The organism is Puerhibacterium sp. TATVAM-FAB25 (assembly GCF_046535855.1).
Taxonomy (GTDB): Bacteria; Actinomycetota; Actinomycetes; order Actinomycetales; family Cellulomonadaceae; genus Puerhibacterium; species Puerhibacterium variabilis_A.
The window spans coordinates 40,405-66,092 of sequence record NZ_JAXUAK010000019.1 but is presented as its reverse complement, the minus strand read 5'-3'; the positions used below and the strand labels follow the sequence as shown (position 1 = coordinate 66,092).

Annotated in this window: 24 protein-coding genes; 14 read left to right on the top strand and 10 right to left on the bottom strand. The window is 76.3% G+C overall.

Annotated features, from left to right (window positions below):
• Positions 1–153 precede the first annotated feature (153 nt).
• Positions 154–825 (bottom strand): peptide-methionine (S)-S-oxide reductase MsrA, encoded by a 672-nt coding sequence (gene msrA, locus U5M74_RS14480; RefSeq protein WP_410909626.1) that lies wholly within the window; start codon positions 823–825, stop codon positions 154–156.
• A gap of 122 nt (positions 826–947) precedes the next feature.
• Between msrA and U5M74_RS14475 the strand changes: the two genes are divergently transcribed.
• From U5M74_RS14475 to ilvA, 4 genes are all read left to right on the top strand, one after another.
• Positions 948–1,562, top strand: a complete 615-nt coding sequence (locus tag U5M74_RS14475; RefSeq protein ID WP_410909625.1) for a YdeI/OmpD-associated family protein — start codon at positions 948–950, stop codon at positions 1,560–1,562.
• A 9-nt stretch (positions 1,563–1,571) separates the two neighbouring features.
• Positions 1,572–2,786, top strand: a complete 1,215-nt coding sequence (locus tag U5M74_RS14470) for a cystathionine gamma-synthase (protein ID WP_410909624.1) — start codon at positions 1,572–1,574, stop codon at positions 2,784–2,786.
• A gap of 86 nt (positions 2,787–2,872) precedes the next feature.
• Positions 2,873–4,228, top strand: a complete 1,356-nt coding sequence (locus U5M74_RS14465; RefSeq protein WP_410909623.1) for an AI-2E family transporter — start codon at positions 2,873–2,875, stop codon at positions 4,226–4,228.
• 97 nt (positions 4,229–4,325) lie between these two features.
• Positions 4,326–5,591: a threonine ammonia-lyase gene (gene ilvA / locus U5M74_RS14460; protein ID WP_410909622.1), complete on the top strand. Its 1,266-nt coding sequence runs from the start codon at positions 4,326–4,328 to the stop codon at positions 5,589–5,591.
• A 120-nt stretch (positions 5,592–5,711) separates the two neighbouring features.
• On the opposite strand, the gene greA is transcribed toward ilvA, so the two are convergent.
• Entirely contained in the window at positions 5,712–6,194 is a 483-nt protein-coding gene (gene greA, locus U5M74_RS14455) for a transcription elongation factor GreA (protein ID WP_410909621.1), read from the bottom strand.
• A gap of 223 nt (positions 6,195–6,417) precedes the next feature.
• The gene (locus tag U5M74_RS14450; protein ID WP_410909620.1) at positions 6,418–6,885 is read right to left on the bottom strand and encodes a DUF4307 domain-containing protein; all 468 of its coding nucleotides are present in this window, start codon (positions 6,883–6,885) and stop codon (positions 6,418–6,420) included.
• A gap of 143 nt (positions 6,886–7,028) precedes the next feature.
• Here U5M74_RS14450 and mca point away from each other — a divergent pair, with 143 nt between their 5' ends.
• The 3 genes from mca to U5M74_RS14435 are packed head-to-tail and all read left to right on the top strand — an operon-like array spanning position 7,029 to position 9,120.
• Positions 7,029–7,910: a mycothiol conjugate amidase Mca gene (mca, locus tag U5M74_RS14445; RefSeq protein WP_410909630.1), complete on the top strand. Its 882-nt coding sequence runs from the start codon at positions 7,029–7,031 to the stop codon at positions 7,908–7,910.
• A complete protein-coding gene (locus tag U5M74_RS14440; protein WP_410909619.1) occupies positions 7,907–8,266 on the top strand; it encodes a hypothetical protein in 360 nt (119 codons plus the stop codon). Before mca ends, U5M74_RS14440 begins: the two co-directional genes overlap by 4 nt.
• 8 nt (positions 8,267–8,274) lie before the next feature.
• Positions 8,275–9,120, top strand: coding sequence for a carbon-nitrogen hydrolase family protein (locus U5M74_RS14435; protein WP_410909618.1), 846 nt, complete (start codon positions 8,275–8,277; stop codon positions 9,118–9,120).
• 28 nt (positions 9,121–9,148) lie between these two features.
• On the opposite strand, the gene trhA is transcribed toward U5M74_RS14435, so the two are convergent.
• Positions 9,149–9,847 carry a PAQR family membrane homeostasis protein TrhA gene (gene trhA / locus U5M74_RS14430; RefSeq protein WP_410909629.1) on the bottom strand — a complete coding sequence of 233 codons (699 nt, stop codon included), beginning with the start codon at positions 9,845–9,847 and terminating at the stop codon, positions 9,149–9,151.
• Between the two features lie 271 nt (positions 9,848–10,118).
• Here trhA and U5M74_RS14425 point away from each other — a divergent pair, with 271 nt between their 5' ends.
• From U5M74_RS14425 to hemQ, 5 genes are all read left to right on the top strand, one after another.
• Positions 10,119–10,880, top strand: a complete 762-nt coding sequence (locus tag U5M74_RS14425; protein WP_410909617.1) for an isoprenyl transferase — start codon at positions 10,119–10,121, stop codon at positions 10,878–10,880.
• Positions 10,881–10,906: 26 nt separating this feature from the next.
• Positions 10,907–11,410: a MarR family winged helix-turn-helix transcriptional regulator gene (locus tag U5M74_RS14420; protein ID WP_410909616.1), complete on the top strand. Its 504-nt coding sequence runs from the start codon at positions 10,907–10,909 to the stop codon at positions 11,408–11,410.
• A gap of 98 nt (positions 11,411–11,508) precedes the next feature.
• Entirely contained in the window at positions 11,509–12,747 is a 1,239-nt protein-coding gene (locus U5M74_RS14415) for a glycerate kinase (RefSeq protein ID WP_410909615.1), read from the top strand.
• A 64-nt stretch (positions 12,748–12,811) separates the two neighbouring features.
• Positions 12,812–13,960, top strand: a complete 1,149-nt coding sequence (locus U5M74_RS14410) for a ferrochelatase (protein WP_410909614.1) — start codon at positions 12,812–12,814, stop codon at positions 13,958–13,960.
• Positions 13,960–14,733, top strand: a complete 774-nt coding sequence (gene hemQ, locus U5M74_RS14405) for a hydrogen peroxide-dependent heme synthase (RefSeq protein WP_410909613.1) — start codon at positions 13,960–13,962, stop codon at positions 14,731–14,733. The genes U5M74_RS14410 and hemQ overlap by 1 nt, the downstream gene beginning before the upstream one ends.
• Positions 14,734–14,853: 120 nt before the next feature.
• Here the strand turns inward: hemQ and U5M74_RS14400 are convergent, their stop codons facing one another.
• From U5M74_RS14400 to U5M74_RS14375, 6 genes are all read right to left on the bottom strand, one after another.
• Positions 14,854–15,330 (bottom strand): TspO/MBR family protein, encoded by a 477-nt coding sequence (locus U5M74_RS14400; protein ID WP_410909612.1) that lies wholly within the window; start codon positions 15,328–15,330, stop codon positions 14,854–14,856.
• 9 nt (positions 15,331–15,339) lie between these two features.
• Positions 15,340–16,233, bottom strand: a complete 894-nt coding sequence (locus tag U5M74_RS14395; RefSeq protein WP_410909611.1) for a putative protein N(5)-glutamine methyltransferase — start codon at positions 16,231–16,233, stop codon at positions 15,340–15,342.
• A complete protein-coding gene (locus tag U5M74_RS14390; protein ID WP_410909610.1) occupies positions 16,230–17,501 on the bottom strand; it encodes a Glu/Leu/Phe/Val family dehydrogenase in 1,272 nt (423 codons plus the stop codon). The genes U5M74_RS14395 and U5M74_RS14390 overlap by 4 nt, the downstream gene beginning before the upstream one ends.
• Before the next feature lie 177 nt (positions 17,502–17,678).
• Positions 17,679–18,506: an aldo/keto reductase gene (locus U5M74_RS14385; RefSeq protein WP_410909609.1), complete on the bottom strand. Its 828-nt coding sequence runs from the start codon at positions 18,504–18,506 to the stop codon at positions 17,679–17,681.
• 74 nt (positions 18,507–18,580) lie between these two features.
• Positions 18,581–19,192, bottom strand: a complete 612-nt coding sequence (locus U5M74_RS14380) for a biotin transporter BioY (RefSeq protein ID WP_410909608.1) — start codon at positions 19,190–19,192, stop codon at positions 18,581–18,583.
• 177 nt (positions 19,193–19,369) lie between these two features.
• Positions 19,370–20,140: a helix-turn-helix domain-containing protein gene (locus U5M74_RS14375; RefSeq protein ID WP_410909607.1), complete on the bottom strand. Its 771-nt coding sequence runs from the start codon at positions 20,138–20,140 to the stop codon at positions 19,370–19,372.
• A 53-nt stretch (positions 20,141–20,193) separates the two neighbouring features.
• Between U5M74_RS14375 and U5M74_RS14370 the strand changes: the two genes are divergently transcribed.
• Both U5M74_RS14370 and U5M74_RS14365 read left to right on the top strand, forming a co-directional pair.
• On the top strand, positions 20,194–23,772 hold the full coding sequence (locus tag U5M74_RS14370) for a proline dehydrogenase family protein (protein WP_410909606.1): 3,579 nt from the start codon (positions 20,194–20,196) through the stop codon (positions 23,770–23,772).
• A gap of 252 nt (positions 23,773–24,024) precedes the next feature.
• Complete coding sequence (locus tag U5M74_RS14365) at positions 24,025–25,632, top strand: APC family permease (protein WP_410909605.1); 1,608 nt, start codon at positions 24,025–24,027, stop codon at positions 25,630–25,632.
• Positions 25,633–25,688 lie beyond the last annotated feature (56 nt).

The following is a 25,688-nucleotide window of genomic DNA, read 5'->3' as shown; positions in this document are numbered from 1 at the left end:
CGCCCGCCGGGCAAGGGCCGCGGCGGCGGGCCGCGCGGCACCAGGCGCGGCGGGCGCTGAGACGACGGCACGCCGGCGACCCGGAGGTCGCCGGCGTGCCGGTGTCCTGCCGCGGCGTGGTGTCGCTGTGCGGCGCCGGTCAGCGCGTCGGCGTCACGCGGCGACCGGGAACGGCACCCCGGTGGTGGCGTGGCAGCGGTACCCGTGCGGGTTCTTGTCGAGGTACTGCTGGTGGTAGTCCTCGGCGTAGTAGAACGGGCCGGCCTCGACGGCCGGGCGCAGCTCCGTGGTGATCGGGTCGTAGCCCTGGGCGGCGAGCACCTGGCCGTAGACCTCCGCGGTCTCGCGCACGGCCTTCTCCTGCTCCGGCGTCGTCCAGTAGACCGCGGAGCGGTACTGGGTGCCGACGTCGTTGCCCTGGCGGTAGCCCGACGTGGGGTCGTGCCGCTCCCAGAAGATCCGCAGCAGCTCGGCCTCGGAGACCTTCGCCGGGTCGTACGCCACGAGGGCCGTCTCGGCGTGCCCGGTGCGCGCCGTGCAGACCTCCTCGTACGTGGGGTTCGGGGTCGTGCCGCCCATGTATCCCACCGCGGTGGAGATCACGCCGGGGACCTCCCAGTAGATCTCCTCGGCGCCCCAGAAGCAGCCCATCGCCAGGTAGAGCACGCGCGTGCCCTCCGGCCACGGGCCGGTGATCGGGGTGCCGAGCACCGTGTGCGGGCGCGGGGCCGGCAGCACCGGGGACTGGCGGCCCGGCAGCGCGTCCTCGGGCGCCACCATCGTGGTCTTGGCGGAGCCGCCGAACAGCTGGTCGAAGATGCTCATCGTTACCTCCTTAGGGGCGGTCGCCGGCCCCGCGGCGCGGGGGCGCCGGGGCCGACACCCTGACCAACACCCCGACGGGTCCGGGTGTTCCGCGTGTGGGCGGCGGCGCATACCGTCGCCGCATGGACCCTGCGGAGCTGGTGGTTCCCGACGTCGCCGCCTGGCGGGCGTGGCTCGACGCGCACGAGGACGACACGCCCGAGGGCGTGTGGCTCGTGCTCGCCAAGAAGGGCAAGGCGGGCCCGACCACCCTGACGTACGCCGGGGCGCTCGAGGAGGCGCTGTGCAGCGGGTGGATCGACGGGCAGACGCGCTCGCGCGACGCGGCCACGTCGCAGCAGCGGTTCACCCCCCGCCGGGCCCGCAGCCGCTGGTCGGCCCGCAACGTCGGCATCGTCGGGCGCCTGACCGACGAGGGACGCATGCGCCCGCGGGGCCTGGCGGAGGTGGAGCGGGCCAGGGCCGACGGGCGGTGGGACGCCGCCTACGACGGCAGCCGGACCATCGAGGTGCCGCCCGACCTCGCCGCGGCCGTCGCCGCGAGCCCGCGCGCGCAGGCGATGTTCGACGTGCTGACGGCGCAGAACCGGTTCGCGTTCCTGTTCCGGCTGTCCGCCGTGAAGAGGGCCGAGACCCGGGAACGGAACATCCTCCGCTTCGTGACGATGCTCGAGAACGGCGAGACCTTCTACCCGCAGAAGCGGCGTCCCGCGCACGAGACCGGCGACGGTTCGTAGGCTTGCGGGGTGAGCACGCACCATGACTGGTCCGACGCCGGCTTCTCGACCCGCGCCATCCACGCCGGGCAGGACCCGGACCCCACCACGGGCGCCGTCGTCGTCCCCGTGCACCTGACCTCCACGTACAAGCAGGACGGCGTGGGCGGGCTGCGCGGCGGCTACGAGTACACCCGCTCGGGCAACCCGACGCGCACGGCCCTCGAGGCGGCCCTCGCCGCGGCCGAGACGCCGCGTGGCGGCACCCCGGCCCGCGGGTTCGCCTTCGCCTCCGGGCTGGCGGCCGAGGACACGCTGCTGCGCGCCGTCCTGCGGCCGGGCGACCACGTCGTCCTGCCCGACGACGCCTACGGCGGCTCGTTCCGGCTCATCGCCCGCTCCTTCGGCGCCTGGGGCGTGGAGCACACCGCCGTCGACCTCACCGACCTCGACGCGGTCGCCGCCGCGGTCCGGCCCACCACGCGGGTGCTGTGGGTCGAGACGCCGACCAACCCGCTGCTGGGCATCAGCGACGTCGCGGCGCTGGCCGCGGTGGCCCGCGACGCCGGCGCGCTGCTCGTCGTGGACAACACCTTCGCCAGCCCCTACCTGCAGCAGCCGATCGCGCTCGGGGCGGACGTGGTGGTGCACTCGACCACCAAGTACGTGGGCGGGCACAGCGACGTCGTCGGCGGCGCGCTGGTGGTGGCCGACGGCGCGACGCTGCCCGGCGGCCGCGAGGCGCTGAACGGCGGGAACCTCGTGGCCGACGCCGTCGGGTTCGGGCAGAACGCCTCGGGCGCCGTGGCGGGGCCGTTCGACTCCTGGCTGACCCTGCGCGGCCTCAAGACGCTCGCGGTGCGCATGGAGCGCCACCAGGCGAACGCCATGGCGGTGGCGCGGTTCCTCGAGCAGCACCCGCGGGTGGAGCAGGTCATCTACCCCGGGCTCGAGTCCCACCCGGGGCACGCGCTGGCCAAGAAGCAGATGCGCGGGTTCGGCGGCATGGTCTCCTTCCGCGTCGGCAGCGAGGAGAAGGCGCTCGAGGTGGTGGACCGCACGCGGGTGTTCACCCTCGCCGAGTCCCTCGGCGGCGTCGAGTCGCTCATCGAGCACCCCGGCCGGATGACGCACGCGTCGGTGGCCGGCTCGGCGCTCGAGGTGCCGGCCGACCTGGTGCGCCTGTCGGTGGGCATCGAGGACGCCGAGGACCTGGTCGCGGACCTCGACTCCGCGCTCGGCTGACCGGCTCGGTGCAGGCCAGGTGAAGATCCGGGGACATGCGCCGACGGACCCGGGCGGACCGGTGCCCGGCTCCCTAGGGTGACCCCATGACCGAGACCCGACCCGAGGTGCGCCCTGCCTCGGTGCCCCCGAGCATCCGCGCCGCCGCCGACTGGTCGTGGCGCGTGCTGCTCGTCGCCGCCCTGGTGGCCGGCATCCTGTGGCTGCTGGCCGTGCTCAAGACGATCGTCGTGCCCGTGGCGGTCGCGCTGCTGCTCGCGGTGCTGCTGCGGCCGCTGCGCGTGGGCATGGAGCGGCGGCTGCGGTTCCCGCGCGGCGCGGCCACGGCGGTCTCGGTCGCCGGGCTCATCGTCGTCGTCACGGCGCTCGTCACCCTGGCCGGCAGCCAGATCGTCGCCGGGTTCGCCGACCTGCGCGACCAGGCCGTCGAGGGCTTCGACGAGATCACCACGTGGCTGCAGACCGGCCCGCTGAGCCTCGACAGCCAGCAGCTCGACGGGTACGTCGACCAGCTGCGCGAGAGCGTCATGGGCGCCGGGGCGACGTCGTCGCTGGTCACCGGCGCGCTGGGCGCCGCCACCACGGTGGGGCACGTGCTCGTCGGCGCGCTCATCGCCCTGTTCTGCACGATCTTCTTCCTGCTCGACGGCCGCTCCATCTGGACCTGGCTCGTCAACCTGCTGCCGATCGGCGCGCGCGAGAAGGTCCACCAGGCGGGCCGTCGCGGCATCGTCACCCTCTCGGCCTACGTACGCACGCAGATCCTCGTGGCGTTCGTCGACGCGGTGGGCATCGGCGTCGGGTCGGCCTTCTTCGTCCCGGCCCTCGCGCTGCCCATCGGCATCCTGGTGTTCGTCGGCTCGTTCATCCCGATCGTCGGCGCGATCTTCACCGGCGCCGTCGCCGTGGTGGTCGTGCTGGTCGCCCAGGGCTGGGGCGCCGCGCTGATCATGCTGGGCATCGTGCTGCTGGTGCAGCAGGCGGAGAGCCACGTCCTGCAGCCGTTCCTCATGGGGCACGCCGTGTCCCTGCACCCGGTGGCCGTGGTGCTCGTGGTGGCGGCCGGCAGCCTCGCCGCCGGCATCGTCGGCGCGCTGTTCGCCGTGCCGCTGGCCGCGGTGCTCAACACCGTGCTGCTGTACTTCCACGGGCACGACAAGTTCCCCGAGCTCGGTACCGAGGACCACGTCCCGCTGCTGCGGCGCCGGCCGACGCGCGCCAGCCTGCCCCTCGGCGCCCGGCCCGGGGCCCTGCGCCGCGCGGTCCGCCCGGCCGCGACCCCGGCCGCGAGCTCTGCCGCGCCGGCGGAGGCCGCCGTCGCGTCGCACGGCGGGGCCGTCGCGGTGGACCTCGGGACGCCCGGCACGGCGGACGAGCGCGACGCAGGCGCTACGGTGTCGCCGGAGATCGACGAGGCGCGCGACCCCGAGCGGCGCGCCTGACGCACCGACGCGCGACCCGCCACGCCGCCCGGCCCGGGCGCGGGCGGGCCGGCGCGCCCGCACCAGCCCGGAGCACCCGGGGAGAGGGACCGCGAACATGAGCACCACGGACGCCGCGGCGACCACCACCGGCGCCGGCGCGCCGGACGGCCCGGTCGGGGCCGTCACCCTGGCGGACGTGCGGACGGCGGCCGCGCTGCTCGACGGCGTCGCCACCCGCACGCCGGTGCAGCGGCTGAGGGCGTTGTCGGAGCAGGTCGGCGACCCCGTCGTGCTGAAGCTCGAGAACCTCCAGCGGGCGGGCTCGTTCAAGATCCGTGGCGCCTACACCCGCATGTCCCGCCTGACGCCGGAGCAGAAGGCGCTCGGCGTGGTCGCGGCGTCGGCGGGCAACCACGCCCAGGGCGTGGCCCTCGCCGCGCAGCTGCTCGGCATCGACGCCACGGTGTTCATGCCCGTGGACGCCCCGCTGCCCAAGCTCGCCGCCACGCGCGCGTACGGCGCCGACGTGCGGCTCGTGGGCAGCAGCGTGGACGAGGCCCTCGGCGCCGCCCGCACCGAGGCGGCGCGGTCCGGCCGCGTGCTCATCCACCCGTTTGACCACGTCGACGTCGTCGCCGGCCAGGGAACCCTCGGCCTGGAGGTGCTGGAGCAGGTGCCCGACGTCGGCACGGTCGTGGTGCCGCTCGGAGGCGGCGGGCTCGTGGCGGGCATCGCGACGGCGCTGGCCGAGGCGGCCCCGCACGTGCGCGTGGTGGGCGTGCAGGCGCAGAACGTGGCCGCCTACCCGCGGTCCCTCGCGGCCGGGCGCCCCCTGGCCGCCGACGCGCGCGCGACGATGGCGGACGGCATCGCCGTCGGGACCCCGGGCGAGGTGCCCTACGCGATCCTGGAGCGGCTCGGGGTGGAGGTGCGCACCGTCACCGAGGACGAGCTCTCCCGCGCGCTGCTGCTCGTCGCCGAGCGGGCGAAGCTCGTGGTCGAGCCGTCCGGCGCCGCCGCCGTCGCCGCGGTGACGGCCGCCCCGCAGGACTTCGCCGGGCGCGGCGCCGTCGTGCCCGTGCTCACCGGCGGGAACATCGACCCGCTGCTGCTCATGCGCGTGATCCAGCACGGCATGGTGGCGGCCGGTCGCTACCTGCAGCTGCGCGTGCGCGTCGACGACCGCCCGGGCGCCCTCGCGGCGCTCGTCGAGGCGGTGGCCGCCGCCGGCGGCAACGTGGTGCACGTGGACCACACCCGCACCGACGTGTCGCTGGCGGTTTCCGAGGTCCTCGTGACGCTGCAGGTCGAGGCCAAGGGGTTCGAGCACCGCGACGAGATCGTGTCCCGGCTGCGCGGGGCGGGCTTCGGCGTCGAGTGACCCGGCGGGCGGGCGTGCCCGCGGGCGCGAGCCACCCGGGCACGACACGAGACGCCGGAGGGCGGCCCCGGCGGGGCCGCCCTCCGGCGTCTCACGTGCTCCGTGGTCGTCCGGGACGACTCAGCCGGAGAAGGGCTTCGCGGCCTTGATCTCGACCGTGAACTCCTTGCCGTTCGGGGCGGTGTAGGCGACGGTGTCGCCGACGGTGTGGCCGTCGATCGCCGCGCCGAGCGGCGAGGTGGGGGAGTACACGTCCAGGTCCGTGGTGCCCGCGATCTCGCGCGAGCCGAGGAGGAACGTCATCTCCTCGCCGGCGAGCAGCGCGGTGACGACCATGCCCGGCTCGACCTTGCCGTCGTCGGGCGGCGTGCCGATGCGCACGCTGCGCAGCTTCTCGGTGAGCTCGCGGATGCGGGCCTCGTTCTTGGCCTGCTCCTCGCGGGCCGCGTGGTAGCCGCCGTTCTCCTTGAGGTCGCCCTCGTCGCGGGCGGCGGCGATGCGCTCGGCGATCTCGGTGCGGGCAGGCCCGGAGAGGTGCTCCAGCTCAGCCTTCAGCCGGTCGTGAGCCTCCTGGGTGAGCCAGGTGACGTTTGCCTCGGTCACGAGGGCTCTCCTTTCGTGGTGCTCGTCAGCCTGCCCGGAGCCGCACGCGTCCGCCCGGCGGGCGTCCGGCACGCGCGTCGGCTGGTGTCAGGACTGTCTTGTGAATCCCTCAGCGTAGCCGGGATCGGCCGGACGGGGGGAATCGTGCCGCTGCCCGAGCGGGTGAAGGGTGCGCGGCGCGGGTGCGGCCCGCGGGACGGGCGGGTGCGGCCGCCCGACGCCGTCAGCCCGGCCGGCAACCCTCGACGACGCCGGTGGTGGCCAGCTGCGACGTGCGCACGGTGACCTCGTACCGGCTCGTCTGCCGGTCGCTGGGGCCCACGGGCACCTCCAGCGTGCCCACCTGGGCGTACGACTCGGACAGCGCCTCCACGGTGCACACCGCCGTCGACCCCGGCGGCATGGAGACCTGCATCTCCACCTCGACGCGCTCGGCGTCGAGCACGCGGAAGCTCACGACGTCGGCCGTGACCGGGTTGGCGGCGTGCTGCGACCAGGCGAGGTACCCCACCGCGGCGACGGCGAGCGCGATCGCCGCCCAGATCGCCACGAGCGCGCGGCGCGGCAGGCGCGTGCGCCCCCGCCCGCCGTCCTCCGGCTCCAGCTCGTCGTCCGCGGGGACCGACGGCGCGGGGCGCGGCCGGCGCCCGTACCTGTCCGCGGGCGGGACGGAGGAGGAGGGGTCGCTCATGGTGAATGATTGTGGTCCATGGGCGCGCCTGCCGTCGCCCTGCCCCTGCCGCGGCCCGCTCCGGCCGGCCGCCGGCCCTGTTCGTCCCAGGAGGTCCTGACTTGACCAGCGCTGGAGCCGGCACGCCCGAGCGGCTGCGCCTGATGGCCGTGCACGCCCACCCCGACGACGAGTCCAGCAAGGGCGCCGCGACCACCGCCCGGTACGCGGCGGAGGGCGTGGACGTGCTGATCGTCACGTGCACGGGCGGCGAGCGCGGGGACGTGCTCAACCCCTCGTACGTGGTGCCCGAGGGGCACGAGTTCGACACGATCGAGGGCAAGCGTGCGGTGCGCCGGCTGGAGATGGCCGCCTCCGCCGCGGCGCTCGGGGTGCGCCAGGAGTGGCTGGGGTTCGTCGACTCGGGCCTGCCGGAGGGCGACCCGCTGCCCCCGCTGCCGGAGGGCTGCTTCGCGCTGACGCCGCTCGAGGAGGCCGCGGCGCCGCTGGTGGAGGCCGTGCGCCGGTTCCGCCCGCACGTCATCACCACGTACGACCCGTCCGGCGGCTACCCGCACCCGGACCACGTGTACACGCACACCGTGACGATGGAGGCCTGGCAGGCGGCCGGCGACCCGGGGCGCTACGTCGTCGACGGCGGCGCGCCCGCGTGGGAGCCGCTCAAGCTTTACTACAACCACGGCTTCTCGATCGAGCGCATCCGCGCCGTGCACGCGCGGCTCGTCGAGCGCGGCCTGGAGTCGCCGTTCGGGTCGTGGATCGAGACGCGTGAGGCGCGCGAGGTCCCCGAGCGCGAGGTGACCACCCGCATCGAGGTGGCCGACTGGTTCCCCCAGCGCGACGCCGCCCTGCGGGCGCACGCGTCGCAGATCGACCCCGAGGGGTTCTTCTTCGCGGTACCGCGCGAGGTCGAGCGCGAGGTGTGGCGCACCGAGGAGTACGAGCTGGCCGAGTCGCGGGTGGCGACCTCGCTGCCCGAGGACGACCTGTTCGCCGGCATCCGCGGGACGGAGGTGGCCCGGTGAGCGCCCTGCACGCCGCCGCCCGGGCGGTCACGGAGGTCTCGCTGCGCGTCGGGACGGCGGCGCCGTCGCCGAGCCCCAGCCCGGTCCGCCAGCTCGAGGACTACGAGGTCTCGCCCGGCATCGCCGGCTTCGTCGCCACGTTCGCGCTCGTGCTGGTGGCGATCCTGCTGTTCCTGTCGCTGACCCGGCACCTGCGCCGCACCACCCACAACGCCCAGGTCCAGGGCCTGCCGGTGGCCGAGCCGCGGCGCGTGCGCCCGGGCCGCCCCGGGGAAGGCCGGGGCGACGGCGGTCCGGCGGCGAGCACGGGCGACGACGCGGGCGGGTCCGACGGCGGCGGCGGGGGCGGCGAGTGACGTCACCCGTGCGCGTCACGGTGGCGCAGGTCGCGGTCTCCGACGACCACGCCGCCAACCGCGAGGTCGTCACCGACGTCGCGGCCGCGGCCGCGCGCGCCGGGGCCGACCTGCTCGTGCTGCCCGAGTACGCCTCCGGCTACGACCGCCGCGGCGTCGGCATCGAGCACGCCGAGCCGCTCGACGGGCCGTTCGTGACGCACCTGCGCGCGCTGGCCCGCGAGCACGGCCTCGCGATCGTCGCCGGCACCACGCTGCCCGGCACGACGCCGGTCGCCGGCGCGCCCGGGGGCGGCGCGCCCGGGGCCGACGGCGCGCCCGCCCGCCTGCGGGCGGTCAACGCCGTCGTCGCCGTGGCGGCGTCCGGGGAGCCGGCCGGGGTGTACCGCAAGGTGCACCTGTACGACGCGTTCGGCGGCCGGGAGTCGGACACCCTCGAGCCGGGCCCGGCCGCGGCGCCGCCGCTGACGCTGACCGTCGGCGACCTCACGTTCGGCGTGCTGACGTGCTACGACCTGCGCTTCCCGGAGGCGGCGCGGCGCGTGGTCGACGCCGGGGCGCAGGTGCTGCTCGTGCCCGCGGCCTGGGTGGCGGGGCCGCTCAAGGCGGACCACTGGCGCACGCTGCTGCGGGCGCGGGCGATCGAGAACACCGCCGTGGTGATCGGCGTCGGCATGGCGGGCGGCGGCGTCACGGGGCGGTCGCTGCTCGTGGGCCCAGACGGCGTCGTCGGCCTCGAGCTCGGCGAGGCGCCCGACGTGCGGACGGTCGACCTCGACCCGGAGCCGCTGGCCGCCGAGCGGCTGCGCAACCCGTCGCTGGCGAACCGCCGCTACCGCGTCGTGCCCGCCTGAGGGCGGCGAGCGGGAGGGGCGGCCGGCGTCAGAGGGCGGCGAGGAAGATCGCCACCGTGTGGCAGGCGAAGCCCACCACGGTCAGGGCGTGGAAGATCTCGTGGAACCCGAACCAGCGCGGCGACGGGTCGGGGAACCGGGTGCCGTAGACGACGGCGCCGAGGGTGTAGGCCAGCCCGCCGCCGGCCACGAGCCACACGACCGCGGGCCCGCCGGTGGCCCAGAACTGGCCCATGTAGGCCACGGCCACCCAGCCCAGCGCCACGTACACCGGCACGTAGACCCAGCGCGGCGCGCCCATCCACAGCACGCGGGCGAGCAGGCCGACGACGGCGCCGACCCAGACGATGGTCAGCAGGGCCGTCGCCGTGGGCGGGTCGAGCAGCAGCACCGCCAGGGGCGTGTAGGTGCCGGCGATGATGAGGAAGATGTTCGAGTGGTCCGTGCGCCGCAGCGCGGCGGCGACCCGGGGCGACCAGGTGCCGCGGTGGTAGACGGCGCTGGTGCCGAACAGCATGAGGGCGGTCAGCGCGAAGACGCCGGCCGCGACCTTGCCCGCCACCGGCGGGGCGAGCACCACGAGCACGATGCCGGCCACGAGCACGAGGGGCGCGGTGACGGCGTGGATCCACCCGCGCAGCCGCGGCTTGACCTGCGCGGCGGCGGTGCTGACGGTCTCGACGACGGCGGAGCGGGCCTCGCGGGCGCCGTCGGCCGCCGAGGCCATCGCCTGCTGCGCGCCGGCGGCGGCGTGCCGGGCGACGTCGACGGGGTCGGGGACGTCGGAGCGGCGGTGGGTGGCTGCGGCCACAGGGGGTTCTCCTGGCTCGTCGGGTGCAGCGGTCACAACCTACGGTCGCGTAGGTTACGCAACCGTAGCCTACGGCGGTCCGCGGCCGCCCGCACGGCGGCGGGCGTCCTGTGAAGATCGTGCGACAGGCCCCGCCGCAGCCCGCCGAGCAGCGGGGAACGCCCCGGCCGGGCGGTAGCGTGTCACCGTGCGCCTGCCCCATCCGCTCTACGGCCTCTACGAGCGGCGTCTCGCCGCCTCGCTGCTGCCGGACCGGATGCCCCGCCACGTGGGCGTCATCCTCGACGGCAACCGCCGCTGGGCGAAGTCCTTCGGCGAGCCGGCCGCCGCCGGCCACCGGCGCGGCGCCGACAAGATCGCGGAGTTCCTCGGCTGGGCCGAGGAGCTGGGCATCGACGTCGTGACGCTGTGGATGCTGTCCACCGACAACCTCGCGCGCTCGGCCGAGGAGCTGGGCGACCTCATGGAGATCCTCGAGGACGCCGTGCGCGACCTGGCCGCGTCGGGCCGCTGGCGGCTGCGCGTCGCGGGGCGGACCGAGCTGCTGCCGGCCCCGCTGGCCGCCGCGCTGCGCGAGGCCGAGGAGGCGACGGCCGACGTCGAGGGCCTCGAGGTCAACGTGGCCATCGGGTACGGCGGCCGCCACGAGATCGCCGACGCGGTGCGCTCGTTCCTGCGCGAGCAGGCCGGCCGCGGCGCGACGCTCGCCGAGCTCGCCGAGAGCATCGACGTCGAGCACATCGCCGAGCACCTGTACACCAAGGGCCAGCCCGACCCCGAGCTGGTCATCCGCACCTCGGGGGAGCAGCGGATCGGCGGGTTCCTCATGTGGCAGTCGGCCCACTCGGAGCTGTACTTCTGCGAGGCGTACTGGCCCGACTTCCGGCGCCTGGACTTCCTGCGCGCCCTGCGCGACTACTCCCGCCGCGAGCGGCGCCTCGGGCGCTGACCGCCGGGACCGGACAGGAGGACCGCATGGACGACGACGCCCGCCGGGTCACCGCCGACGAGCGCACCGCCGCCGCCACGTGGGAGGCGCTGTTCCGCACCCAGGTGGTCGTGCTGCGCCGGCTGCAGGACGACCCGATCTGGGGCCAGGTCTCGATGCGCGAGTACGACGTGCTGTTCGTGCTCGTCGAGGGCGGCGGGGCGCTGCGGCTGCGCGAGCTCACCGAGGGCATCCTCCTGGCGCAGTCGTCGGTGTCCCGGCTCGTGGAGCGGATGGAGAAGCGCGGGCTCGTCACGCGCTCCACGCCGGCCGACGACGCCCGCGGCACGCTCGTGACGGTCACCGACCTCGGCCGGCGCCTGCAGCGCGAGACCGGCGCCGAGCACGTGCGCGCCATCGGCCGGTACGTCGGCGAGGCGCTCGACGACGACCAGCAGGCCCGGCTGCGGTCCCTGCTCGAGGCCCTGCGCGCCGCGCAGGCGGACATCCCGCCGGTGGACCGCGGGCCGCGGCGCGGCCGCCGCGGCTGAGCCGCGGGGCTGCGGCAGGCCCCGTCCGGAGGCCGGGGAGCGCGCCGAGGGCACTCACCTGCGCCGACGGCGGGGCGCGGCTGGCTATCCTCGGCCGCGTGACCGGTACCACGCAAGGGAGCGCGCCGGTGGTCGAGAGCCGCAGCAGCGCCGCGCCGCACGTCGTCGTCGCCCCCGACTCCTTCAAGGGCAGCCTGGCCGCCATTGACGTCGCCGCGGCCCTCGCCGCGGGGGTGCGGGACGCCGTCCCCGACGCCCGCGTCACCTGCTTGCCGATGGCCGACGGCGGCGAGGGCACGCTCGAGGCGCTCCTGGGGGTGTGGGGCGTCGAGGCGCACGGGCTGGCCACGGTCGACGCGATCGGCCGGCCCACCACGGCGCGCTGGGCCGTCTCCCCGGACGGCACGGTCGGCGTCGTCGAGCTGGCCGAGGCGAGCGGGCTGCCGCGGGTCGTCGACGCGCCGCCCCGGCCGCTGGGGGCGCACACCCGCGGCACGGGGGAGCTGGCCGCCGCCGTGCTCGACGCGGGGGTGGCCGAGGTCCTCGTCTGCCTGGGCGGGTCGGCCTCGACCGACGGCGGGGCGGGCCTGCTCACGGGCCTGGGCGCCCGGGTGCTCGACGCCGCGGGCGCACCGGTGCCCGACGGCGGCGCCGGGCTCGCGCAGGCCGCCGCGCTCGACCTGGCCGGCCTGCACCCGCGCGCCCGCCAGGTGCGCTGGCGCGTGGCCGTCGACGTGACGAACCCGCTCGTGGGCGACCTCGGCGCGGCGGCGGTGTTCGGGCCGCAGAAGGGCGCGACGCCCGCGGACGTCGCCGCCCTCGACGCCGCGCTCGGCGGCTGGGCGGACCTGCTCGAGCGGACCACCGGCGTGCGCACCCACGACCTGCCGGGTGCCGGGGCGGCCGGCGGCGTGCCCGCCGCGCTGGTCGCGGTGCTCGGCGCCGGGCTGGAGCGCGGCGCCGACCTCGTCGCCGACTTCGTGGGGCTGCCGGCCGCGCTCGCCGACGCCGCGCTCGTCCTCACCGGCGAGGGGTCGTTCGACTCCCAGTCGGTGCGCGGCAAGGTGGCCGACGGGGTCGCGCGGCGGGCCGCCGCCGCGCCGGCGCGCCCGCCCGTCGTCGTCGTGGCCGGGCGGGTGCTGCTGCCCGCGGCCGAGGCCCGCGCCGCGGGCGTCACCGCGGCGTTCTCCATCGCCCCGGGCCCCGTCGCGCTCGACGAGCTGCTGGAGCGCACCGCCGAGCGGCTGCGCGAGACGGCGGCGCACGTCACCGCCCTGACGCTGGCCCGCGACCCCGGCGACAGCCGCCGAACAGGTCCTGACAGGGCGTCGGTATAACGTCACGTCCTCCGGGGCCCGATCCGGGCGGAGCCGGAGCCGCAGGGGTGGAAAGATCGCAGGTATGCCGACGACCCCGACCACCGCGGCGCTGGACGTGCGCCCGTACGACGCCCTGCTGCTGTACTCCTTCGGCGGCCCGAACAAGCCGGAGGACGTCGTGCCGTTCCTCCGCAACGTGACGGCGGGCAAGGGCATCCCCGACTCGCGGCTCGAGGAGGTCGGCGAGCACTACTACGGCTTCGGCGGCCGCTCGCCCATCAACGAGCAGAACCTCGCCCTCAAGGCCGCCCTGGAGGCCGAGCTGGCCGAGCGCGGGATCGACCTGCCGATCGTGTGGGGCAACCGCAACTGGGAGCCGTACACCACCGACGCGGTCGACCAGCTCGAGGCGATGGGTGCCCAGCGCGCCGTCGCGCTGGTGACCTCGGCGTTCTCCAGCTACTCCGGCTGCCGGCAGTACCGCGAGGACCTCGCCGTCGTGCTCGAGAGGCGCGGCCAGCTGGACGAGAACGGCTCCACGACCGTCCAGTTCGACAAGATCCGCTCGTACTTCAACCACCCGGGCTTCGCCCAGGCCAACGTCGAGGCGGTGCTCGACGGCTACGCCGCGCTCGCCGAGAAGGGCGGGGACGGCGCGAAGGCCCGCCTGGTGTTCGTCACCCACTCCATCCCCGACACGATGGAGGCGGCCTCGCGCACCTCGTACGCCACCTACTCGGCCCAGCACCTCGACCTCGCCCGCGTCGTCGCGGCCCAGGTGTCCGAGCGGCTCGGCCACGACGTCGCGTGGGACCTGGCCTACTGCTCGCGCTCGGGCCCGCCGAGCCAGCCGTGGCTCGAGCCCGACGTCAACGACCACCTCGAGGCCCTGGCGGCCGAGGGCGTGCGCGACGTCGTGCTCTCGCCGATCGGCTTCGTCTCCGACCACATGGAGGTCGCCTACGACCTCGACACCGAGGCCATGGCGACGGCGGCCGGGCTCGGCATGACGGCCGTGCGCGCCGGCACCGTCGGCACCCGCCCGGCCTTCGTCGAGGGCCTGGTGGACCTGCTGCTCGAGCGGGCCGCGATGGCCCGTGGCGAGGAGGTCGCCGAGGCGAGGGTCGGCGAGCTGCCGGCGTTCCGCTCGGTGTGCGTCCCGGGCTGCTGCCTGCGCCGCGACGGCGAGCCGACCGACGTGCCGGCCCTCTGCGGACAGGAGCTGTACTGATGAGCGAGCGCCCCGTCCACGTCCACGGCGACACCGGCGCCGAGGTCGACACCACGAACCTCAACGAGACCGTCCGCTACGCGATGGTGGCCGCGTTCGCCACGACGCAGGCGCTGCCGGCCGACGCGGCCGAGCGGGCCGGCGTCGTCGCCGAGGCCGAGGACGCCCTGTGGGGCGGCCAGCCCGAGGCCGACCGCGACCCCGCGCGGGCCGAGGGCGACGTCGTGGTGCGCGGCACCTACGACGTCGGCGGCCTGCGGCACGACGCCGACCTCATGGTCTGGCTGCACGGCCCGACGGTCGAGTCCGTGCAGGGCGCCTACCACCGCCTGCGCGCCTCGAGCCTCGGGGCCGCGCTGGAGCCGGTGTGGTCGGTGGTCGCCGTCCACCGCGCCGCGGAGTTCAACAAGGCCCACGTGCCGGCGTTCCTCGCCGGCGAGCGGCCGCGCGACTACCTGTGCGTGTACCCGTTCGTCCGCTCCTACGAGTGGTACCTGCTGGCCGACGACGAGCGCCGCGTCATGCTGCGCGACCACGGCATGGCCGCGGCGGGCTACAAGGACGTGCGGGCCAACACCATGGCCACGTTCGCCCTGAGCGACTACGAGTGGCTGCTGGCCTTCGAGGCCGACGAGCTGCACCGGATCGTCGACCTCATGCGCGACCTGCGCGCCACCGAGGCGCGCCGGCACGTGCGCGAGGAGGTGCCGTTCTTCACCGGCCCGCGCGTGACGCTGGCCGCGTGGGCGGCGAACCAGCCCCTGGCGGACTGACCCGCGCCCGTCCCCGACCCCGAGACCCGGGTCCCTCGGGGGTGTCCGCCACCGGACGCCCCCGAGGACCCGGGTCTCGGCGTCTGTCGGGGTCCCGCGTCTCCGGGTTCTCGGCGCCGCTCAGCGCTCGCGGTTGCGGCGGCGGATCGCCTCGGTGAGCACGGTGGCGAACGTCGTCCACGCCGCGTACGGCACCAGGGCCGCCCCGGCGCCGGGCCGGGCGGCGCCGCTGCGGGCCGCCAGCCCCCAGGTGCTCGCGGCGAGCGCGCCGGCCACGGCGACGGCGGCGCCCTGGCGGCGGAACGCGAAGAACGTCCAGCACCAGCCGGCGTTGAGCGCCATGTTCACCGCCAGCGCGCGCTGGTAGGAGTCCTTCTCCGCGCCCCGCATCTCCCGCTGCGCCGCCAGCGAGGCGCCGATGCTCGACGCGTACAGCGCGGTCCACACGACGGGGAAGACCTCGGCGGGCGGCTGGAACGGCGGCTTGCGCAGCTCGCGGTACCAGGCCGAGCGCGCGCCGCGCGCGGAGGCCACGCTGCCCGCGACGGCGGCCGCGACGGGCAGGGCGACGGAGGTGATCACGTCTCGGGTCCTCATGCCGGAACGCTAGGGGCCGTCGTCGCCGCCCGCCTCCGGGCCCCGGCCGCCGTCGGCGTCGCCGGTCCGGAGGACGGCGGTCCCGACGACGGCGAGCGCGCCGGCGTCGTCGTCGCGCAGCACCCGCGGCGCCAGGCCCGCGGCCGCGACGGCCGCCGTCGCCGCGTCCACCTGACCCGCGCCGACCTCGAACAGCACCGACCCGCCCGGGGCGAGCCAGGCCGGGGCGCCGGCGACCACGCGGCGCACGACGTCGAGCCCGTCGGCGCCGCCGTCGAGGGCCGCCCGCGGCTCGTGCTCGCGCGCCTCGGGCGGCATCGTGGCGATCGCCGCCGTGGGCACGTACGGTGCGTGGCACAGCAGCACGTCGACCCGGCCGCGCAGGCCGGGCGGGAGCGCGGCGTAGAGGTCGCCCGTGGTCACCTCGCCCGCCCACGGGGCCACGTTCCGGGCGGCGACGGCGGCCGCGACGGGGTCGACGTCCGCCGCGTGCAGGGCCGGGCGGACGCCGCGGCCGGCCAGCCGCCGCGCCACGACCGCGCCGAGCACGCCCGCCCCGCAGCACAGGTCGGCGAGCACGGGCGCCCCCGGGTGCGCGCCCGCCGCGGCGGCGGCGAGCAGCGCCTCCGCCTCGGCGACCAGGAGCAGCGAGCGCTGCCGCGGCACGAAGACCCCGGGCGCGACGGCCCAGCGCTCGCCGTCGAGCTCCACCCAGCCGAGCAGGTGCTCCAGCGGCTCGCCCGCCGCCCGCCGCGCGACCAGGACCTCCAGGCCGGCGTCGTCGCCCGCGGCCTCGAGCAGCAGCGCCGCCTCGTCCTCGGCGAACACGCACCCGGCCGCCCGCAGCCGGGCGGCGACCCGGGCGGCGGCGGCGGCCTCCTCCGCCGCGGGGCCCGCCGTCACGGGTAGAGGCCGCGGATCTGGTGCGCCTCGGCCACCCGCTTGACGCCGATCGTCAGCGCCGCGTCGCGCAGCGACAGCCCCTCGCGCCGGGCGTGCTGCGCGACGTCCTCGTAGGCCGCGACCATGCGGTGCTCGAGCTTCTGGGCGATCTCCTCGGCGGTCCACCAGTAGGCCTGGTTGGCCTGGACCCACTCGAAGTAGCTGACGACGACGCCGCCGGCGTTGGCGAGCACGTCGGGCACCACGGTGACGCCGTTCTTCGCCAGGATCCTGTCGCCCTCGGTGGTGGTGGGGCCGTTGGCGCCCTCCACGACGAACCGGGCCCGCACGTCCGGGGCGGTGTCGGCGTCGAGCACGCCCTGGATCGCGGCCGGCACGAGCACGTCCGCGTCGGTGCCCAGCAGCTCGGCGTTGCTCACCGGGTCGCCGCCGTCGAACCCGACCACCGAGCCCGTGGCGCCCACGTGCTCCAGCAGCCGCGTGACGTCCAGGCCGTCGTCGGCGCGCACGCCGCCGTGCTGGTCGCTCACGGCCACCACGCGGGCCCCGCGGCGGGCGAAGATCTGGGCGGCGTGGCCGCCGACCTTGCCGAAGCCCTGGATCGCCACCGTGGTGCCCTCGAGGCGCTCGCCCGCCTCCTGCAGCGCCGCCTCGGTGACGTGCACGATGCCGGCGCTCGTGGCGGTGCCGCGCCCCAGCGACCCGCCCACGGCGATCGGCTTGCCGGTCACCACGGCGGGGATCGTGTAGCCGCGGTTGACCGAGTAGGTGTCCATCACCCACGCCATGGTGCGCTCGTCCGTGCCCATGTCGGGCGCCATGATGTCGGTGTCCGGGCCGATCATCGGCATGATCTCCGACGTGTAGCGCCGGGTCACGCGCTCGAGCTCCGCCGTCGAGTGCTGCGCCGGGTCCACGGCGACGCCGCCCTTGGCGCCGCCGTACGGCAGGTCGACGATGGCGCACTTCCACGTCATCCACATGGCCAGCGCGCGCACCTCGTCGATGTCGACGGACGGGTGGAAGCGCAGGCCGCCCTTGCCGGGGCCGCGCGAGACGTTGTGCTGCACCCGGAAGCCGTGGAACAGCACCGTGGTGCCGTCGTCGCGGCGCAGCGGCACCGACACGTGGATCTCGCGGCGCGGGGTCGCGAGCATGGCGTGGATGCCGTCGTCGTACCCGAGGTGCTCGACGGCGCCGGCGAGCTGGGCGTGGGCGGTGGCGAGGGGCGACTGGTGGGTGGTGGCGGTGATCGACTGCGTCGTCACGAGAGCTCCTCCAAGCAGCGCCGCGGGTCCGCCGGCGGCGCGGGTTGCGCGGCGCGGGATGTGCGCCTCGTCACCCAACCTTGCCAGGCCGGGGGCGGGCCGTCGACGCCGCCGCGGGCCGGGACGCCGCGTCCCGGCAGGTGGGACGCGGCGCCCGCCGGGGCGAGCGGGGAGGGCTCAGTGCCCGAACTCGTCCGAGTCGGTCACGTGCTCCTCGCCGCGGTCGAGCCCGTCGAGCGCGGCGAGCTCGTCGTCGGCCAGCGCGAAGTCGAAGATCGCGAGGTTCTCCGCCTGCCGCTGCGGCGAGGCGGACTTGGGGATCGGCACGTAGCCGCGCTGGGTGTGCCAGCGCAGCACCACCTGCGCCGGGGTGCGCCCGTGCCGCTCGGCCAGCCCGGTCACGACCGGGTCGGCGAGCATCTCGGCCGGCTTGATGGGGCTCCAGGACTCGGTGACGACGCCGTGCCGCGCGTCGGCGGCGACGCTCGCCGCGCGGGTGGCGTACGGGTTGAGGTTGATCTGGTTGACGTCGGGCGCCACGCCGGTGGCCTCGACGATCCGCTCCAGGTGCGCCGGCTTGAAGTTCGAGGTCCCGATCGCGCGGACCTTGCCCTCCTCGAGCAGCCCGACGAGCCCCTCCCACGCCTGCGGGTAGGTGCCCTGGTCGGGGTTGGGCCAGTGGATGAGGAACAGGTCGAGGTACTCGACGCCGAGGCGCCGGACGCTGCGCTCCCACGCCGTGCGCACCCCGTCGACGCTGTGCCAGCGCCGGTTGAGCTTGGTGGTGAGGAAGACGTCCTCGCGCGGCACGCCGGCGTCGCGCAGGCCGCGCCCGACGCCCGCCTCGTTGCCGTAGTTCTCGGCGGTGTCGACGAGGCGGTAGCCCGCCTCCAGCGCCGTGCGCACCGCGGTGGCCGCGGCGTCGTCGTCCAGGGGCCAGGTGCCCAGGCCGATCGCGGGGAGCCGCGCGCCGTGGGCCAGGGGGAGGGTGGGGACCGTCGTCATGCCCGGCACGCTAGCGGGGCCCGCCGCGCGGCGCGCGAGGCGGGCCCCACCGGTGCCGGCGATCGTCCGGCGGCTCAGCGCGCGAGCCGCCACGCGGCCGGCAGCAGCGCGCCGGCCAGCAGCGCCTTGAGCGCGTCGCCGGCCAGGAACACCCCGGCGCCGGCCCACAGGGCCGCGGCCGGCGCCATGCCCGTGGTCAGCGCCAGCCACGGCACGCCGACGGCGTAGACCGCGGCGGTGCCGGCGGCGTACGCGGCCACGGTGGTCAGCACGCGGCGGTCGGCGCCCCGGCGGGCGAGGCGGCCGACGACGAACGAGGCGAGCACGAACCCGACGAGGTACCCGCCCGAGGCGCCGGCCACGGCCTCCCAGCCGGAGGCCCCGCCGGTGAACACCGGCAGCCCGACGACGCCCGCGGCGAGGTACAGGCCCTGGGCGAGCGCGCCACGGGCCGGGCCCAGCGCGGCGGCGCCGAGCAGCACCGCGAACGTCTGGCCGGTCACCGGCACGGGCAGCCCGGGCACCGGCACGCGGACCTGCGCGGCCAGCGCGGTCAGCGCCGCCAGGCCGACGACGAGCGCGACGTCGCGGGCCACGGCGCGGCCCCGGTCGGTCGCGGGCAGCAGGTCGGCCAGCACGAGGCCGGGGCGGGCGGGCAGGGGCAGGGCGGTCGGCGCGGTGGTCATGGCGCCGACGCTACGGGCGGCGGCGGCGGCCGCGGGCCGTGCGCGCGTGCAGCGTCCCGGGCGTCCCGTTGTGGGGACCCGCCAACTCCCTGGCGCCCGTCGCCGACCCGGGCGCCGGCCGGTTGTCGGGTTCCTCCACAGCGCAGGTCTCGGCGGGGCTTCGGCGGGTCCGCGGGGTCAGGCCCGCCGGGCGCGGCGCCGGAACGACGACGGCGTCTCGCCGGTGAGGCGGGCGAACTGGCGGGTGAACGACGGCTGGTCGTAGAACCCGGTCGCCGCCGCGACGTCGGCCAGGGGCGTCGTCGTCTCCGCCAGCAGGTGCGCGGCCCGGTCGACCCGCGCGCGCAGCACGAGCTGGCGCGGGGAGAGACCGAACACACGACGCACCCGGCGGTCGAGCGCGTCGGGGGAGCAGCCGGCCAGGGCGGCGAGGCCGGCCACGGTCAGCGGGGCCGACGGCGTGGCGTCGAGGTGCGCCTGGATCCCCGCCGCGAGCCGGCTCATCGCGTCCATCGTGGCGTCGTCGGCGTCCTGCGAGCGCAGGTCCTGCGAGACCGACACGAGCCCCACGACCGCGCCGTCGGGCGTGCGCACCGCGAGCTTGGAGGTGAGGAACCACCCGGGCGCGCCGCCCGAGCGGCGGATGAGCTCGAGCTCGCCGCGCAGCGGGCGGCCGGTGCGCAGCACCTCGGCGTCCTGCGCCTCGTAGCGCTCGGCGAGGTCGGGCACGAACAGGTCGCGCGCTCTGCGCCCGACGACGCCGCGGCGGGAGCGCTCGTGGGTGCGGCGCACGAACACCTCGTTGACCAGCACGTAGCGGCCCGTGGCGTCCTTCGCGCAGAACATCACCGCGCTCAGCTCGTCCATGAGCGCCACCATGGCCGGGGACAGCGCGGCCAGCAGCGCCTCGGCCTCCGGCCACGTCGTGTTGTCGGAATCCCGTGCCATGGCGGGGCCAACCGTACAAGACGAGCGGGCGGCGGCGGGGGCACCCTGGCCCCATGAGCACCGTCACCACGAACCCCGGCCCCGACGCCGGGCCGGGCCGGCCGGGTCACGAGCCCGCGCCGGCCCCGGGCCCCGCGCCCCGCCTGGCCGACCTCGTCGACGACGCCGTCGACCTGGCCGCCCGCTGGGCCGCCGCCTCCACCGCCGAGGGCGGCCCCACCACCCGCGCCGACCGCCGCGCCCGCGGCGACGCCGAGCGCCTCGGCCGCCTCGTCGCCGACCCGGCCGGCCTGCGCCTGGCGCTCGGCTTCGTCGACGACGTCGCCCGCCCGCAGGACGTGCGCGTGGCCGCCAAGGCCCTCGCCGGCCTCGGCGCGCGCGCCGGTGACGCCAGCTTCCTCGGCGCGGTGGACCGCACCCTGTTCCGCCTGGGCGCGAAGATGGCGCCCGCCCTGCCGTCGGTCGTCGTGCCCGCCGCACGCGTGCGGCTGCGCCAGCTCGTGGGCCACCTGGTCGCCGACGCCGGCGCCGGGCTCGGCAAGCACCTGGCCCGCACCCGGGCCGAGGGCTACACGCTCAACGTCAACCTCCTCGGCGAGGCCGTGCTCGGCGAGGACGAGGCCCGCGCCCGGCTGCAGCGCACCATCGACCTGGTGCGCCGGCCCGACGTCGACTACGTGTCGGTCAAGGTCTCCTCCGTCGCCGCGCAGCTGGTGACGTGGGACCTCGAGGGCAGCAGGCAGCGCGTCGTCGAGCGCCTGCTGCCGCTGTACCGCGCGGCGCGCGACCACGGGGTGTTCCTCAACCTCGACATGGAGGAGTACCGCGACCTGGCCCTGACCACCGCGGTGTTCACCGAGATCCTCGATCGCCCGGAGCTCCGCGACCTCGAGGCCGGCATCGTGCTGCAGGCCTACCTGCCCGACGCGCTCGGCGCGCTCGACGGCCTGACGGCCTGGGCCACGGAGCGCGTGGCCGCCGGCGGCGCCCGCATCAAGGTGCGCCTGGTCAAGGGTGCCAACCTCGCCATGGAGCAGGTGGAGGCCGAGCTGCACGGCTGGCCGCAGGCGCCCTACACCACCAAGGCCGACGTCGACGCGAACTACCTGCGGGTGCTGGACGCCGCCCTGACCCCGGAGCGCACCCGCGCCGTGCGCCTGGGCGTGGCCTCGCACAACCTGTTCCACGTGGCCCTGGCGGTGCTGCTGGCCCGCGGCCGCGGCGTGAGCGAGGGCATGGACCTCGAGATGCTGCAGGGCATGGCGCCCACCGAGGCGCGCGCCGTGCGCGCGGAGTTCGCCGAGGACGGCGGCCACGTCGTCCTCTACACCCCCGTGGTGCGCGACGAGGACTTCGACGTGGCCATCAGCTACCTGGTGCGCCGGCTGGAGGAGAACGCCGCCGAGCAGAACTTCCTGCACGCCATGTTCGCCGGGGCGGGCGAGGGCGGGCAGGGCGGTGAGGGCAGCCAGAGCGCCTCGGACGAGGCCATGGGCCGCCAGGAGCAGGCGTTCCGCGCCGCCGTCGGCGCGGCGGTGCCGTTCGCGCCCGAGGCCGTGGCCCCGCGCCGCCGCCCGAACCCCGCGCTGCTGCCGGGCGCCGCGGCGCCCGACGGCGCGCCCGCCGCGCCGCGCGAGTCCGGCACCGCGTTCCGCAACGCCGTCGACACCGACCCGGCCGTCGCCGAGCACCGGGCCTGGGCGCAGCGCGTCGTGGGCCCGGGGTCGGGCCACGTGCCGGTCCAGGCGCCCGCCGTCGCGACCACCGCGGAGGTCGACGCCGCGGTCGCCCGCGCCGTCGCCGCGCAGCGGGCGTGGGCGCAGGTGCCGCCGGCCGGCCGCGCCCGGGCCCTGCGGGCCGTCGCCCGCCGCCTGGAGCAGCGCCGCACCGACCTGGTGGCCGCGATGGTGCACGAGGCCGGCAAGACGGTCGCCGAGGCCGACCCCGAGGTCAGCGAGGCCGTCGACTTCGCGAGCTTCTACGCCACCTGCGCCGAGGCGCTCGAGCAGGTCGCCGGAGCCACCTTCACCCCGGACGGCGTCACGCTCGTCACCCCGCCGTGGAACTTCCCGGTCGCCATCCCCACCGGCGGCGTCGTCGCGGCGCTCGCGGCCGGGTCGGCCGTGCTGGCCAAGCCGGCCCCGCCCACCCCGCGCTGCTACGAGGTCGCGATCGAGGCGGTGCACGCCGGGCTCGCCGACGTCGCGGCCGGGCTCGGTCTCGCCGAGGACGTCGTGCGCGACGTCGTGCAGTACCTGCGCGTGCCCGACGGCGACCTGGGCCGCCACCTCGTCACCCACGAGGACGTGGCCCGCGTGCTGCTCACCGGCTCGATCGAGACGGCCGAGCTGTTCGCCGCCTGGCGGCCCGAGCGGCCCGTGCTGGCCGAGACCAGCGGCAAGAACGCCGTCGTCGTCACCCCGTCGGCCGACCTCGACCTCGCCGTCGCCGACGTGCTGCGCAGCGCCTTCGGCCACGCCGGCCAGAAGTGCTCGGCGGGCTCGCTGGTCATCCTCGTCGGCTCCGTCGGCGACCCGTCGACCACGACGGGCGAGCGGTTCCGGCGCCAGCTCGTCGACGCGGTACGCTCCGTGGCCGTCGGCCCGGCCACCGACCTGGCCACGGTCATGGGCCCGCTCACCGAGCCGGCCGAGGGCAAGCTGCTGCGCGCCCTGACGGCGCTCGAGCCGGGGGAGACGTGGCTCGTCGAGCCGCGCCGGCTGGACGCCGAGGCCGAGCGTGCGGGGCTGGAGCCCGGGCGGCTGTGGACGCCCGGCCTGCGCGACGGCGTCGCGCCCGGGTCGTTCTTCCACCTCACCGAGGCGTTCGGGCCCGTGCTGGGCATCATGCGCGCCCGCGACCTCGACGAGGCGCTCGCCCTGCAGAACCAGGTGGCGTTCGGCCTCACCGCGGGCCTGCACTCCCTCGACGACGAGGAGATCGCCACCTGGTGCGAGCGCGCCGAGGCGGGCAACCTCTACGTCAACCGGCACGTCACCGGCGCCATCGTGAACCGTCAGCCGTTCGGCGGCTGGAAGGCCTCGGTGGTGGGCCCCGGCGCCAAGGCGGGCGGACCCAACTACGTGGCCCAGCTCGGCGCGTGGTCCGACGCCGCGCCCGTGCCCTCGCGGGGGAACGACCCGGCCGGCTGGCTGGCCTGGGCCGAGGCCGACGACGCGCGCGTGTGGGCCGCCGACCTCGGCGCCGCGCACGACCCGTCCGGGCTGCGCGCCGAGGAGAACACGTTCCGCTACCGACCCGTGGACCGGGTGACCGTGCGCGTCGGCGACGGCGCCCTGCCGGTCGAGGTGCAGCGCGTGCTGGCCGCCGCCCGCACCGCCGGCGTGCCCGCGGTCGTCGTCCCCGAGTCCGACGCCGGCTGGGGCGTGCCCACGCAGGCGCCCGTCTCGCACGCGGACTTCGCCGCCGCCGTCGCCGAGGGCCGCGTCACCGGCCGGGTCCGGGTCGTGGGCGCCGCGCCCGGGCTGCGCGAGGCGGCCGCGCACCGGCTCGGCACGGTGACCGTGATCGACGGGCCGGTCCTGGCCAGCGGACGGCGCGAGCTGCTGACGTTCGTCCGCGAGCAGGCGGTCAGCCGCACGCGGCACCGGTACGGTCACGTGCGCGACTGACGTCGCCGACGGCCGGCGCCGCCGGCACGGCGGGCGGTGCCCGCTCCTCCTCCGGGGGCGCGGGCGCCGCCCGCCGTGCTGCGCCCGGCCCTGTGCGCCCGGCGGATTTCACCCTCGACTCGCCCGCGCGTGCGGGAACTCGGGCGCGACCTACGATGAATGGGCCATTCACGATCGGTGGTGCCCGCGGGGTAAGGTCTCCCGGCCGCCGGCGTACCGGCGGCCGCACGCACCCACGCTAGGAGCCCTCGCATGCAGCTCATGCGCCGCAGGTCGATCGAGGCCACGATCGCCTCGTCCGACGAGCCGGAACGCCACCTCAAGCGGACCCTGGGCGCCTGGGACCTGGTGGTCCTGGGCATCTCGGTGGTCATCGGCGCCGGCATCTTCTCGAAGGCGGCCCAGGTCTCGGCCACGCAGACCGGCCCGTCCGTCGTCATCTCGTTCGTCATCGCCGGCGTCGTCTGCGCGCTCGCCGCGCTGTGCTACGCCGAGTTCGCCTCCCACATGCCGGTCGCCGGCTCGGCGTACACCTTCTCGTACGCCTCGATGGGCGAGCTGCTGGCGTGGATCATCGGCTGGGACCTGATCCTCGAGATGTTCTTCGCCGCGGCCGTCGTGGCCAAGGCCTGGGGCCTGTACCTCGACAACTTCCTGAACGTCTTCGGCCTCGGCGGCGTGGACGCCAACGGCGTCGCCTCCGGCATCCACAACACCGTGCAGGTCGGCGGCGTCTCGTTCGACTGGGGCACCACGCTGCTCTTCGTCGTGCTGGCCGCGCTGCTGACCGCCGGCACCAAGCTCTCGACCCGGTTCACCGGCGTGCTGACCGCGATCAAGGTCGCGATCGTGCTGCTGATCATCGTGGTGGGCTTCGCGTTCTTCAGCGCCTCGAACCTCAGCCCGTTCGTCCCGAGCGCGGAGTCGTTCGGCGGCTCGAACGCCCACTCCACCGCGCTGACGCAGACGCTGTTCTCGTTCCTGGCCGGGGCGGAGCTGTCGGTCGGCGGGGTCATGGGCATCCTCGCCGGCGCCGGCACGGTGTTCTTCGCGTTCATCGGGTTCGACGTCGTGGCCACCGCCGCGGAGGAGACCAAGGACCCGCGCAGGAACGTGCCCCGCGGCATCCTCGGCGGCCTGGCCATCTGCACCGTGCTGTACATCCTGGTGTCGCTCGCGCTGTCCGGCATGGCCACGCCGCAGCAGCTGCGCGACGCGACGCCCGACAACGGCGCCTCGGCGACGATCGTCACAGCGTTCCAGCTGCAGCCGGACGCCCCCGCCTGGGCCGCCCAGGTCATCACCGTGGGCATCCTCGTCGGCCTGACCACCGTGGTGATGGTGCTCATGCTCGGCCTGACCCGCGTCGTGTTCGCCATGAGCCGCGACGGCCTGCTGCCGCGCGGCATGTCGAAGACCTCCGCGAAGCGCGGCACCCCCGTGCTCATCCAGGTCGGCTCCGCCGTGCTGCTGATCCTCGTCACCGCGTTCTTCCCGGTCGACGTGCTGGGCAACATGGTGAACATCGGCACGCTGTCCGCGTTCGTGCTGGTGAGCTTCGGCGTGCCGATCCTGCGCCGGCGCCGCGAGCGCTCCGGCGCCGGCTACGACACCGAGGCGTTCCGCGTGCCGTGGTCGCCCGTGCTGCCTATCGTCTCCGGCGTCCTGTGCCTGTGGCTCATGCTGCAGCTCGACGTCGAGACCTGGCTGCGGTTCCTCGTGTGGCTCGCGGTCGGCTTCGCGATCTACTTCCTCTACGGGTACCGCAACTCCCAGCTCGCCAAGCACCCGGAGAACATCGCCGCGGACTACCGCGAGGCGCTCCAGGAGTCGGTCGGCGTGGAGGAGTCCCGCCGCTGACGCCCCGACGTCCGCACGCACGACGACGGCCCGCACCCCGCGAGGGGTGCGGGCCG

What these genes read in the sequence shown, in the direction of transcription:
- msrA (WP_410909626.1), bottom strand. Translation starts at nt 825, where the DNA reads ATGAGCATCTTCGACCAGCTGTTCGGCGGCTCCGCCAAGACCACGATG.
- U5M74_RS14475 (WP_410909625.1), top strand. Translation starts at nt 948, where the DNA reads ATGGACCCTGCGGAGCTGGTGGTTCCCGACGTCGCCGCCTGGCGGGCG.
- U5M74_RS14465 (WP_410909623.1), top strand. Translation starts at nt 2,873, where the DNA reads ATGACCGAGACCCGACCCGAGGTGCGCCCTGCCTCGGTGCCCCCGAGC.
- ilvA (WP_410909622.1), top strand. Translation starts at nt 4,326, where the DNA reads ATGAGCACCACGGACGCCGCGGCGACCACCACCGGCGCCGGCGCGCCG.
- U5M74_RS14450 (WP_410909620.1), bottom strand. Translation starts at nt 6,885, where the DNA reads ATGAGCGACCCCTCCTCCTCCGTCCCGCCCGCGGACAGGTACGGGCGC.
- mca (WP_410909630.1), top strand. Translation starts at nt 7,029, where the DNA reads ATGGCCGTGCACGCCCACCCCGACGACGAGTCCAGCAAGGGCGCCGCG.
- trhA (WP_410909629.1), bottom strand. Translation starts at nt 9,847, where the DNA reads ATGGCCTCGGCGGCCGACGGCGCCCGCGAGGCCCGCTCCGCCGTCGTC.
- U5M74_RS14420 (WP_410909616.1), top strand. Translation starts at nt 10,907, where the DNA reads ATGGACGACGACGCCCGCCGGGTCACCGCCGACGAGCGCACCGCCGCC.
- U5M74_RS14410 (WP_410909614.1), top strand. Translation starts at nt 12,812, where the DNA reads ATGCCGACGACCCCGACCACCGCGGCGCTGGACGTGCGCCCGTACGAC.
- hemQ (WP_410909613.1), top strand. Translation starts at nt 13,960, where the DNA reads ATGAGCGAGCGCCCCGTCCACGTCCACGGCGACACCGGCGCCGAGGTC.
- U5M74_RS14400 (WP_410909612.1), bottom strand. Translation starts at nt 15,330, where the DNA reads ATGAGGACCCGAGACGTGATCACCTCCGTCGCCCTGCCCGTCGCGGCC.
- U5M74_RS14385 (WP_410909609.1), bottom strand. Translation starts at nt 18,506, where the DNA reads ATGACGACGGTCCCCACCCTCCCCCTGGCCCACGGCGCGCGGCTCCCC.
- U5M74_RS14380 (WP_410909608.1), bottom strand. Translation starts at nt 19,192, where the DNA reads ATGACCACCGCGCCGACCGCCCTGCCCCTGCCCGCCCGCCCCGGCCTC.
- U5M74_RS14375 (WP_410909607.1), bottom strand. Translation starts at nt 20,140, where the DNA reads ATGGCACGGGATTCCGACAACACGACGTGGCCGGAGGCCGAGGCGCTG.
- U5M74_RS14370 (WP_410909606.1), top strand. Translation starts at nt 20,194, where the DNA reads ATGAGCACCGTCACCACGAACCCCGGCCCCGACGCCGGGCCGGGCCGG.
- U5M74_RS14365 (WP_410909605.1), top strand. Translation starts at nt 24,025, where the DNA reads ATGCAGCTCATGCGCCGCAGGTCGATCGAGGCCACGATCGCCTCGTCC.